Annotated in this window: 7 protein-coding genes and 1 tRNA gene; 4 read left to right on the forward strand and 4 right to left on the reverse strand. The window is 58.9% G+C overall.

The annotated features are described in order from the left end of the window. The first annotated feature begins 410 nt into the window (after positions 1 to 410). The 3 genes from tgt to HMPREF3098_RS10125 all read left to right on the forward strand — a co-directional run bounded on the left by tgt (position 411) and on the right by HMPREF3098_RS10125 (position 4504). Positions 411 to 1793 carry a tRNA guanosine(34) transglycosylase Tgt gene (gene tgt, locus HMPREF3098_RS10115; protein WP_083284469.1) on the forward strand — a complete coding sequence of 461 codons (1383 nt, stop codon included), beginning with the start codon at positions 411 to 413 and terminating at the stop codon, positions 1791 to 1793. Positions 1794 to 1860: 67 nt separating this feature from the next. After that, positions 1861 to 3276 (forward strand): glycoside hydrolase family 1 protein, encoded by a 1416-nt coding sequence (locus HMPREF3098_RS10120; RefSeq protein WP_083284471.1) that lies wholly within the window; start codon positions 1861 to 1863, stop codon positions 3274 to 3276. Beyond that, positions 3269 to 4504 carry an MFS transporter gene (locus HMPREF3098_RS10125; protein ID WP_070435042.1) on the forward strand — a complete coding sequence of 412 codons (1236 nt, stop codon included), beginning with the start codon at positions 3269 to 3271 and terminating at the stop codon, positions 4502 to 4504. The genes HMPREF3098_RS10120 and HMPREF3098_RS10125 overlap by 8 nt, the downstream gene beginning before the upstream one ends. Before the next feature lie 181 nt (positions 4505 to 4685). Here HMPREF3098_RS10125 and HMPREF3098_RS10130 read toward each other — a convergent pair whose 3' ends face one another. Continuing rightward, a complete protein-coding gene (locus tag HMPREF3098_RS10130) occupies positions 4686 to 7391 on the reverse strand; it encodes an MMPL family transporter (RefSeq protein WP_070435043.1) in 2706 nt (901 codons plus the stop codon). Between the two features lie 275 nt (positions 7392 to 7666). Here HMPREF3098_RS10130 and HMPREF3098_RS11120 point away from each other — a divergent pair, with 275 nt between their 5' ends. Then, the gene (locus HMPREF3098_RS11120) at positions 7667 to 8650 is read left to right on the forward strand and encodes a TIGR00730 family Rossman fold protein (protein ID WP_246815931.1); all 984 of its coding nucleotides are present in this window, start codon (positions 7667 to 7669) and stop codon (positions 8648 to 8650) included. A 78-nt stretch (positions 8651 to 8728) separates the two neighbouring features. Here HMPREF3098_RS11120 and HMPREF3098_RS10140 read toward each other — a convergent pair whose 3' ends face one another. The 3 genes from HMPREF3098_RS10140 to HMPREF3098_RS11595 form a co-directional block, all read right to left on the reverse strand. Then, positions 8729 to 10303 carry a lipase family protein gene (locus tag HMPREF3098_RS10140; RefSeq protein ID WP_070435044.1) on the reverse strand — a complete coding sequence of 525 codons (1575 nt, stop codon included), beginning with the start codon at positions 10301 to 10303 and terminating at the stop codon, positions 8729 to 8731. Between the two features lie 420 nt (positions 10304 to 10723). Further along, a tRNA-Ser gene (locus HMPREF3098_RS10145) sits at positions 10724 to 10813 on the reverse strand. Between the two features lie 208 nt (positions 10814 to 11021). After that, positions 11022 to 11180, reverse strand: coding sequence for a hypothetical protein (locus HMPREF3098_RS11595; protein ID WP_168156025.1), 159 nt, complete (start codon positions 11178 to 11180; stop codon positions 11022 to 11024). Between the last annotated feature and the right edge of the window lie 497 nt (positions 11181 to 11677).

Consider the following 11677-nt stretch of genomic DNA (forward strand, 5'->3'; position numbering starts at 1 on the left):
AACCCCGCACCTTCCCACCCCTACCGCCCAACCCTGTACCGCACAACCCCGCAAAGCAGAATGAAACGACACGTCAAACCACAACATCGCGCATCTCATTCTGCTTCTCTACGAGGAGGGAGGGAAGAAAAGAAAGGGCGCGTTGGAGGGGAGGAAGAGAGGGAGCCATTGGAAAGAGGAATGGAAGAATGAGGAGCCGTTGGAGAGAGGGGAGGAAGAATAAGGAGCCGTTGGAGGGGAGGAATGGAAGAGAGGGCGCGTTGGCGTGTTGGAACGAGTAAATGAGGGGAGAAAGGGACAAAGGGAAAGAGGGAGGGATAGTGCAGTCGTAGGAACGATCGCACAGATCGGGATCTGTTCCGCGACACGCCAACCCTAGCCTCGCGCGCGACCGACTAAACTCATGCTCCATGACTGCGCAATCCCACGCCAAGGGCACCAACGGCTCCCGCACCAATGTCAAAGCCTCCGACACCACCTTCACCCTCGGCCACGAGCTCGGGGAGATCTCGGATCCCTCCTCCGCCACGCCCGCAGGCACCAAAGGCGCAGTTCACGGGCGCACGGGCGTGATCCACACCCCGCACGGCGATATCGAAACCCCCGCGTTCATCCCGGTGGCAACCAAGGCAACGGTGAAAACGCTCACGCCGGATCAGATCCGCGAGACCGGTGCGCAGGCCATCCTCTCGAATGCCTACCACCTATATCTGCAGCCAGGCCCCGACATTGTGGATGAAGCGGGCGGGGTCTCCGCTTTTGAAAACTGGCACGGGCCCACGTACACCGATTCGGGAGGTTTCCAGGTGATGAGCTTGGGCGTCGGATTCAAAAAGGTGCTGGCGATGGACACGGTGGGCCTAACGGAAAAGGACATCCGCGCCAAGAACAAGGACCGCATGGCGCACGTCGATGAAGACGGCGTGGATTTCCGCAGCGTGATCGATGGGTCGAAGCACCGCTTCACCCCGGAAGTCAGCATGCAGATCCAGCACCAACTGGGCGCGGACATCATTTTCGCGTTCGACGAGCTGACCACCCTGGTGGATACGCGCCAGTACCAAGAGCAATCCGTGGAGCGTACCCGCCGTTGGGCGCAGCGATGCCTGGACGAGCACGACCGCCTCACCAACCTTCGCACGCATCGGCCGTTGCAGTCGCTGTGGGGCGTGGTGCAGGGTGCGCAGTATGAAGATTTACGACGCCTCGCTGCCCGTGGCCTCGTGGAACTTTCGGAGCAGGCGGAAGCCGCTGGACGCCGAGGCTTTGGAGGATTCGGCATCGGTGGTGCGTTGGAGAAAGAAAACCTGGGCACGATTGTTGGATGGGTGTGCGATGAGCTTCCCAAGGAAAAGCCTCGGCACTTGCTGGGGATTTCGAAGCCCGATGACCTGTTCACCGCTATCGCTGCAGGTGCGGATACGTTTGATTGTGTTGCACCCACCAGGCTGGGCCGGCGCGGAGGTGTGTATACCTTAGACGGGCGGATGAATCTGACGGGCGCGCGGTTCAAGCGAGATTTCACGCCGGTAGATGCGGAGGTCGGCGGGTACGTATCCGAGAATTACACCCGCGCATACATTCACCATCTGCTGAAGGCAAAGGAGTTTTTGGCGGGCACGCTGTGCACGATGCACAATCTACACTTCATGATCCGGCTGGTGGACAATATACGCGAGGCGATGAAGGAAGGCCGCTTTGAGGAGTACCGCACGGAATTCATGAGCCGCTACTACGGACCCGATTGGGCGGATCGAGTAGTGCCCACGAATTTCATTGACGGGGTTCGCTAGGTACAGCACAGCAGCGCTTTTTGGAAATTGATCCAAAGGTTTTTGCTGAAAAACTACACTGACCTTCATGAGTCAGCTTTCTCACCCCATTGGTTTTTCAATTGGTACGGCCAGCGCGGCACTGCAGATCGAAGGATCCTTGCCCGCCAACAATTGGTCGCGCTGGGCGGATCAGGGGCATGTAGTAGACGGAACATCGCCCGATGTCACGACCGACCATTGGAACCGGTGGCGGGAAGATAACTGGATCATGGAGGAGCTCAGTCTTCAGATTGCCCGTATCTCCGTGGAATGGGCCCGGATTGAACCGCGGCGAGGCGAGTTCGATTTCGCCGCTCTGGACCGATATGCCGCCGAAATTGCCGACCTGAAGGAACGGGGAATCGCCCCGTTAGTGACGTTGCACCACTTCGGGCATCCCCTGTGGTTCGAGGATTTGGGGGCCTTCACCCGTGAGGAAAACGTCAGTCTCTTTCTGCGCTATGTGCGCACGGTCATTCAACATCTCGGTGATGTAGTTGATGACTGGGTGACAATCAACGAACCCAATGTGTTCGCCACGCAGGCATACCTGTTCCGTGAATCCCCGCCCGGGAAAACCAGCTGGCCAGCGCTGCTACGCACGTTGCGGAACATGGCGGTGGCGCACATTCGGGCATACCAATTGATCCATGAAGCATTGGATAGCCCGCAACGGCAGATCAAGGTGGCGTTTGCACATCACGTACGCGTTTTTGCACCACTTAATCCAAAGAATCCCCTCCACCGGGTTTTCACTACTTTCAACGAATGGGCTTTCAACCGCGTGGTCGAAAAAGCATTCCTCACCGGGACGTTTTCGCCCCTGTTGGGGAAAGCCCACACGACGATTAGCCCTGGCCATTACGCAGATGCAATTGGAATTAACTACTACTCACGCACCGCAGTCCGCGGCCCGTCCGACGGCACGTTTCCCGATGCAGACGTCAATGATTTGGGTTGGGAGGTGTATCCGCAAGGCTTGGTGGATGTCTCGCGCCGTTTAAGCAGCACCTATCAACTACCGATCTGGATCACCGAAAATGGGACCGCCGATAACGGATCGGGCGAACCCTCGAGTGAAAGGTTTCGCTGCCGGTTCCTGCTTGACCACCTAACAGCTTTATCGGACGCGCATGCCCAGGGAGTTCCTATCGAACGCTATTACCACTGGTGTTTCATTGATAACTGGGAGTGGACCGAGGGGATGGCCCAGCGGTTCGGCATCGTAGGAATGGAACCGGGAACGCTGAACCGCGTGGTCAAGCCCAGTGGATACATGCTGCGGGACATCATCAAATCCGGTGGCATCACCCGGCATATCAGGGAGCAATACACAGAGCCCGGCGGTTACCTGCAGGGTGTGGGGCTCAGCCAGCCGGGCTTTCAACCACGGAATCGCCGACCGTGGAATCGCGTGGCGAACGGCGAGCGGCGAACCAAAATAGGCCGAACCGATGAGTGAAGTAATCTCAGAAAACGTCACCCGCAATTGGATGACTCGGTATGGCTTGGCCTATTTCGGATCATGCGTGGGATGGGCTGCCCCTTCCCAATTGCTGCTTGGCAACCAATTGATGGTTCTGCGACCGGATGACAAAGAAACAGCGCTTTCGGTTCTCATGATGCTCGGCGGAGCAGTGATGGTTGTCACCAGCCTCATCACGGGCACGCTGAGCGACCGAACCCGGTCTCGATGGGGCCGGCGCATGCCGTGGATCCTGGCCGGTTCAGCCCTGTGCGCATTGTGCTTGGTCATCGCCCCTTTTGCGCCAAGTTATTCCCTTTTGCTGCTCATGTGGGCTGTGTTCCAGATGAGCATGGCTTTTGTCACCAATAACCTGCTCACCGTCGGTCCCGATGTAGCTCCCCCAAAGCAATACGGAACGATTTCGGGAGTGTTGGGCGCGACTTACACGCTGGGTCTTGTGATGGGAACTGTCATTGCGTCTGCACTGGATCTCCGCACAGCGTATTTGGTTACCGCCTTAGTATTAGTTGCAACCACGCTCCAAATGATTTTTGGCTCCGGATTGAGAGTTATTCTGCGCGCAGAGCAACAGGCGCTGAGCAGCAGAATGCTCCCGGAATCAACCCCATCAAATCCCTCCGCCAATCCGCGCACCCATTCATACCGCGACTATTGGTGGGTATTCGCTTCCCGCTTTGTTATTCACATCGGCAATTACACAGCCCTGTTCTACCTTCTGTATTATTTAGCGGATCATATCGGCATCGATGATCCAGATACCGGAGTGATGATCCTCACCGTCATTTACGCCGCATGCACCGTGGTGACCAGCCTCATCGGGGGTTCCCTTTCGGATCGACTGGGCAAGCGCAAGGTATTCGTGATTGTGAGCTCCTGGGCAGTTGCCGCCGCAACGCTGCTCATGGCATTTGCGCACCACATGATCACGGTTGTTTTCGCAGCAGTAATTCTCGGCTTGGCCTGGGGAGTGTTCACGTCTGTGGACCAAGCCCTCATCAACGAATCCCTCCCTAGCGAGTACAACCGCTCGCGGGACATTTCCATCATGACTCTCACGGTCGGCATCACGAATATGGTCGCGGGAGGCATAGCGGCGTTGGCCTTGCACAACCTCGGTGGTTACCCCGGGTTGTACGGACTGTGCGCCGTGGTGAGTTTCGTCGGATCGTTGCTGGTCATCCCGGTGCGTAGTTCGTCATAGAGGCGGCCGCGCTGGTGGCGGTTTCTCCGCCGCCCAAATTCGGACGCGATGGCCTGCTCCCTCCACCCCAGCTCGCCCCCAGCCACTCCACCTCGGCCGCCAGCCACCCCGGCTTCTTACTTAACTTCCCACTAACCTCCTACTGTGGGAAGTTAAGTAGGAAGCTTGTGGGAAGTTCCAATCAGGACCCGCGCCTCGCCCCCACTGCGTCATCGCCCATCTGGTGAATCTCGCCAGAGTTGAATGCCGCTTCCAGCTTCTCGCCCTCCACATCAAACGTGGGAAGAATCTTATCCAACCACTTGGGCATGTACCAGGTCCACCGCCCGTGGAGAATCATCAGCGCAGGGATGGCGGTCATGCGGATAAAGAAGGCGTCGAATAAAACTCCGGCGCCGAGTGCGAAACCGAAAATCTGAATGAACGGCAAGGGCTGGAACACAAAGCTGGCAAACACACCAATCATGATCAACGCGGCGGCGGTAACTACGCGCGCACCCAGGCCGAAACCGAAGATCACCGAATCCTCGGTGGGGGTGTAGGGGGAATTGTGGGCTGTGCGCTTCGATTCGTGAATGAACCTCTCACGCATGCGAGAGACTATGAACACTTGGTAGTCCATCGCAAGCCCAAAGGTTACCCCGATCAGGAAGATTGGCATGAAACTGATCAAGGGCCCCGGTGAATCCCACAACCCCCACAGACCCTTTTGCCACACTAATACTGTGACGCCGAAAGCCGCACCGACACTGAGCAGGAATCCGGCAGCGGCCATGACGGGTACGAGGAGACTGCGGAAGACCATGAGCAGGAGCAGCAGCGCCAAACCGACCACAAGGCCGAGGTAGATCGGCATCGCGTCCTCCAGCTTGTCTGTCACATCCTGCTGGATCGGAGTGAATCCGGTGATGCCCATGTCGGCGCCGGTGGCCGCCTCGATCAACGTCTGCTGGGAACGCAGTCCGTGGATCAGTTGCACAGTGCGCTCGTCGATCGGTCCGCCGTTGGGCGTGACGAGGACCTGCGCGGTAGTGCCGTCAGGAGATTGGCCCACCAGCTGAGCGTGCTTAACGTCCGCATTATTGCTCAGCTCGGATACCGCATAAATGAACGCGGCCGAGCGGGCGGCTTGGAGGTGGTTATTGTGCGACTTGCCCTGGGCCTGGCTGTTCTGCTGTTTGTCTTGGCCCTGCCCCTGCGCGCCCTGCTGCGCATCCTGTTGGCCCTGGCCCCCACTACGTTGCTGGCTCTGTTGCCCCTGCGCGCCCTGCTGCAATTGCGCCTGCACATAGGGCTTCAGCGCCTCCGCGTTCTCGTTGACATTCGTGGCGTTTACCAGCACCAGGAACGGCGCATTGCGACCAGCCCCAAAACCCTCGGCAGTGAGCTCCGCAGCCTTGCGCTGCGTACTATCCACGTTCGAGGTCGAATCCGAAGGCAACGACAGCTGCAGATCCATCGCCGGCGTGGTCAGCGCAGCCAGACACGCCATCACCAACGCCAACATCAGTCCAGGCACCCGGTGAACCAGTTTCACCCACTTCATGCTCAACCCCTCGCGCTCAGCGCTGTCTGGCGCCCCAGCTCGGCGCGCGGCCCTGGTGCTCTCTACTGTCCTAGCTCGGTGCGGGGCCTCAGCACCGTCCGTAGCCCCAGCTCGGCGCGCCGCCCCGGCGCTCTCTGCTACCTCGGTTCCACCGGTAGCCCCGTCGCCACCCCGTTCCGCGTTACCGCTATCAGCCAGCGCAACCCCAGCCCGCGCGGCGTCCTTCTTAAAGAGCCGCCCCGCAAAGATCCCCACCAGGGCCGGCAGAAGAGTTAGCGCCACCAACACCGCAATGAAGACGAACGCGGCGGCCGAGTAGCCCATGTACGCCAAAAATGGAATGCCGGCCAAGCGCAGGCCGAGCAGCGCAATGATAACGGTCAGCCCCGCGAACACCACTGCAGAACCAGCGGTCCCGGTTGCCAGGCCGATGGCGTCCGGTTTGGACCGTCCCCGCTTCAACTCATCACGATAACGAGACATGATGAACAGTGCATAGTCGATCCCCACGGCCAGGCCGATCATCACGCCCAGCGTGGGCGTCATGGAATTCAACGGACCAAACGCGGTAGCCCCCACCGTCAGCAGGGCGCCAATGCCCACCCCGATCACCGCGGTAATCAACGGCAACCCGGCAGCAATAAGGGATCCAAAAGTAATGAACAAGATGATGAGAGCCACGATCACACCCGCGATCTCACTGATGGGCTCAACCGCGATGGGATCCCCAAAACCGGGCCCGCCGACCTCAACGGTCAACCCAGCATCACGGGATTTCGCAATCGCGTCGTACACCGCATCGCGATCTTCCTCCGTGACATCCGCAGGCAGCGGCACATCAAAGCTGAAAGTGGCAATACCCGTGCGCCCATCGGCGGACCACGTGCGCAGATTATCGGCATCGGCCCGCGCGGTCTGCTCGGGTAAACCCTGCGCGGTCAACTGCTTGACCAGCTCTTTCTCCAACCCAGCGTTCATCGTGACGGGGTTGTGGAACCGCATGGTATCGCCCAGCTGCGGCACGTGTTCCTTGACGTGCTGGACGGTTTCGTCCATAGCTTTCATGTACTGCGGTTCGTCCAGTTTATGGCCCTCGGGCGCCTGGAACACCACGTTGACATCCGCAGCGGCTGCCGGGTTCTTCGTCCCCGGGAATTTCTCCATGAGCGTTTCGGTGGCATGCGTTGTGGGCACGTCACTGATCTCGAAAAGGTCGTTAAACCCCTTCTGGAACGTCAAGGCACTACCGGCGACGGCAGCCAAGGTCACGAGCCAGAAGATAAGAACCATCCACTTATGGAGGAACGACCAGCGGCCAGTATGAAAGAGGAATTTAGCCACGGAAAGCCTTGTCCTTTACTGGGGATTGTTGGTGTGCAATAGTGCGGTGAACGTGGTGGTTTTTATCCACCCTCACTGAACGTAATGACGTGTCCTCAACCATAGTGGCCATCTCCGACAGTGCCGAAATAGTTGAGTAAGCTTCGGGCTGCAGGCTCGCAACACAGGCTGACAACGAGGACCTCGGGCAGAGGCCTTCAGCACAAGCTTCGAATGCGAGCATGCAGCACAAGCTTCCACACAAGCATGGACGAAAGGTAGGGCAAGTAGTAATCGTGGCTGCGAACGTAATCAAGGTATGCGCGGTGGTCGTTCAGGATCCAGAGGGCCGACTGCTGTGCGTACGTAAGAAGGGTTCGCAGTTCTTCATGCAGCCCGGCGGCAAACCCGAGGCCGGGGAAACCAGCCAACACACCATCATCCGCGAGGTCAGGGAAGAGCTTGGCGTCGAGATAAAAGAAAACAGCCTGCGGTTCCTTGGCGTGCATTCCGCCCCGGCCGCCAACGAGAACGGCTTCACCGTCCAGGCCACGCTCTTTTCCCACCCTTATACCCAGGCGTTCGCCAGCATCACCACTGGTCGGGCCGAAATTGCTGAGGTTGCTTGGTTATCTTTAGACGACGCCACCCAGCGCCCCCATGTCATCGCTCCCCTGATGCGGGAGCGCATTCTGCCCGCGATCGCCCGGCGGATTAATTCCGTGGCAGTGTTTACGGGAGCTCGTCCCGGGGTGGACGAAAGGTACATGAGCATGGCCCGCGATTTCGGACGCGCACTTGGGAAGCAGGGGTTAACCCTTGTTTACGGTGGCGGCAAAGTCGGGCTGATGGGAGCGGTCGCCGACGGCGCGCTGGAAGTGGGCGGGCACGTGGTTGGTGTGATTCCGCAACACCTCGTGGATGGCGAGATCGCCCACCCCGGACTCACTCAGTTACATGTGGTGCACTCGATGCACGAGCGCAAGGGGCTCATGGCAGAGCTGGCCGATGCGTTTGTGGCGCTTCCCGGCGGCACTGGCACGCTGGATGAGGTTTTTGATGTGTGGACCGGACAACAGTTAGGGATCCATCACAAACCCATCGCATTGTGTGGCGCGGAGTTCTGGCAACCGCTGGTGGAGAGCTTGGCCGGAATGTCCGCGGAAGGGTTCATCCGGCAAACCGATATTGATTCGCTGATCGTCACCGATGGTGCCGAGGAGACGATCGCGATCTGCGAAAGGTGGCAGGCGCCGAAGCCGCGCTGGTCGGATCGGTAAGCCGCAGCAACCGCCCCCAGCACGACGCAACGGCCGAGCCAAAATCCCCCGTTACCGTCGTGCTGTCGCAGCTCTTGCCTAGATATTCAGTTGGTCACGAATCCCTGCAACGCCACCAGGTTGTGGCTGCGGCGCCTTAGGATTGTGCGGGGCCGGCTTGACTGGGGTCAGCGCCTCCAAGCTATTGCCACGCGGGATGTGCCCGCAGCTGGACGGAACGGGGCGCCCGTTGAACCGATCCATGAGCCAGGTCGTGGCTTCCGGGTACCATAGCGCGAAAGCACTGGTGTGCGGAAGGATTTCGTACTCACGGTACAGCACGGGGTTACCCGCCTTGCAGTACTTATCCGCGATAGAGCGAACGTCGCCGGTCACCATTACTCCGTCGCCCTTTCCGATTCCCCTTGGTCCTGGCATGGTGCCATCCATGAAGCCACCATTGGTTTGGCCGATCATGAATGGGACGTCCGGATTCGGCCCGAGGTTCATGTTCACCTTGTTCAAGACGTCAACGAGCCCCGGAACGGACCGTGGGTCCTTGTACTCCGGCCTGAACATGGATTCGTAGGTCACGCCACCGAACTGCGCGTGGACTTCGAATAGGGAGGCGTTGCGCAACTTGGTCATGATCCGCTTGCCGTATGGGGAGAGGTAAGGATCTAGGTCCAAATCGTATGCCCTCGCTAGACCAACCACCGCCATGGGAAGCACACCTGCCCACAGCGGGCTGCCGTTGATGTATTTCACATCGTGGATGGGGTTGACGAGTGTGCCGCCGGTAGCTGCGCCGACGAGGTTGTCATTGATATCCGGCGCGTACTGGGGTGCCAGTTGTGCTGCCCAGTTCGTAGCGATCGCACCGCCAGAGTATCCCAACAACCCAACCTTGGCCTTCGTGCCGAGGCGCAACTTTTTGGAATTCAGGGCTGCCCGGATTCCATCAAGCGTGATCTGGCCGTATTCTGGGCCCGCAGCAAAGTCAGCGGTTTGGCCTTCGATATCGGGGATCGCAACGGAGTATCCCTGCGCCAAATATGGGATTAGAACAGCGGTTTCCATTCCACTGGAGAACGTGCCCAGTGCGAAGTCCCCTTCGATCGCGCGGGAGGGGGAATGCTCGGGATTCAGCGAATCGTACACCGAGTGGTAACTAACCAGCCTGCCGTTTGGCTTGCCGGTAGGCTTCACCACGGAGGTCACTCCAACGCTTGGCCGGCCTTGTGCATCCGTTGTACGGTAGCGAATCTGCTCCACGCTGACTGGGAATTGCAGGCCCAATGCATGGTAGGAAATAGTACGCTGCCCCAAGATATCCCCTGGTTTGAATGCAGAGAGATCACGGGACTCGTGGTAGAAAGCAGTATTCGATTGGCGAATGGATGCCCCGCCCAAGGGGGCGCCAGCCATGGGGCCCTCGTAGCGAAGCCCGCTTTGGGTTTGTTGGTTCGGTGGGATAGGTATGATCTGCGATGGCTTCGGATCGCTTTCTACCTTCACGTGAGGCGGGGTAGTGGATCCGGAGCTAGATGCGGGAGCCGCATTCGCGGCGGGCATGGTTCCGTCGAGTACCGCTCCAGCGGGGAACGCAGAGGGAATCACAACTCCCGCTGTAGCGGTAGCCGCTGCGAGTGCGGTTGAAAGGAGCCTTTTCATGGTGCTCTCCTTTGTGGCGTTTCAGCGTTGAACAATGAGGGGTGTTGAGAGGCCACAGCAATCGAAGCGATCAACCTCCGATTATCTGACCTTGAACTGAGATTAACGCCTCTATCCGGTGATAAACAGGCGTTCCTAACGTTCTCCTGGCACCAGATTTTTTGTTGAACAACTGCGCCCCTGCTCACACGGCTTAAATATATTCCCGCCGGGGGTGGGGCAGCCCACCCCCGTCCGGCCGCGGATTTAACTGAGCCCCGCTTAACCGAACCCGTTTAGCCGAGCCCCCCCGTTTAACTGGCCTCCCCCGTTTAGCCGAGCCCCTTTAACTGGCCCCCGTTTAACTAAGGCCCCACAGAAACAACGAAAAAGAAGCCCCAAGACATCCTCCATAAGGAACAATGTCTTGAGACTTCGCAATGGCGGTGGCGGGGGGATTTGAACCCCCGGTTGCTATTACACAACACTCGCTTTCGAGGCGAGCACCTTCGGCCGCTCGGACACGCCACCATCGGATTACGCAAACCACATTCGGTAGAAACTTGTGCCTCACGCCAAGTCGAGGTTTGCAAACCTCGATCAAGAATAACACCGGCTTGCCGACGCACGAAAAACGGGTCCGCATCACACTGCATGCGAACCCGACTCCAAAATGTTTGCGCTGATCCGCCCCTGTACCGCCGCGACAATCCCCAGCCAGGAGCGCAAACTAATGCGCTTAGTTTTCGTCCTCACCTAGAACGCGGTCCAGCCCTTTATCCAAGCCCTGCTTCGCCTTGTCAGCCTTGCCCTCATCTAGCTTGCTATCAATAACCTTGCTGCCTTGCTCTTCAATCTTGTCGCGGTTGTTGCCCGCCAGGTCCTTAGCCTTATCCATGAAACCCATTGTGATTCTCCTTCTATGCTTGTTCTGCACGCCAACCGGTCGCGGCTTCCGCTACACCGGCTGGCGATCCTTTACGTATAACGATCCGCGGTCGAACCTGAGAATTCACTCAGCGTTTCACCGGCGCGTTCCACGGTAGTGATATTGCCCGTACCTCGCAGCACGCTCGCCGGCGCCTTCAAAAAACACGTCCCAACCATAGGTTTTTGAAACAATCCCGAATCAGCGGCCCGTATTCACCACAGCCCCGGAGGTCGCAGCAGCCTAGCACCCTGCCCCCGAACGGCGTGGGGTCGTAGCACCCGCCGCCCACATCTCGGCCTAGCGCTCTACCCCCCGAACGGCGTGGGGTCGTAGCACCCGCCGCCCACATCTCGGCCTAGCGCCCTACCCCCTCCCGAACGGCATGGGGTCGCGGCCCCACCCCACCGGATCGCCACCCGCCCCACGCACTCGTTCACACAATGTGCAGCAGAACTCTGACAAAA

The sequence above is a fragment of the Corynebacterium sp. HMSC28B08 genome (genome assembly GCF_001806865.1).
In the GTDB taxonomy this organism is placed as follows: domain Bacteria; phylum Actinomycetota; class Actinomycetes; order Mycobacteriales; family Mycobacteriaceae; genus Corynebacterium; species Corynebacterium auriscanis.

Bases quoted from the DNA above. Each gene is read 5' to 3' on its own strand.
- tgt (WP_083284469.1), top strand. From the start codon at position 411: ATGACTGCGCAATCCCACGCCAAGGGCACCAACGGCTCCCGCACCAAT.
- HMPREF3098_RS10120 (WP_083284471.1), top strand. From the start codon at position 1,861: ATGAGTCAGCTTTCTCACCCCATTGGTTTTTCAATTGGTACGGCCAGC.
- HMPREF3098_RS10125 (WP_070435042.1), top strand. From the start codon at position 3,269: ATGAGTGAAGTAATCTCAGAAAACGTCACCCGCAATTGGATGACTCGG.
- HMPREF3098_RS10140 (WP_070435044.1), bottom strand. From the start codon at position 10,303: ATGAAAAGGCTCCTTTCAACCGCACTCGCAGCGGCTACCGCTACAGCG.
- HMPREF3098_RS11595 (WP_168156025.1), bottom strand. From the start codon at position 11,180: ATGGATAAGGCTAAGGACCTGGCGGGCAACAACCGCGACAAGATTGAA.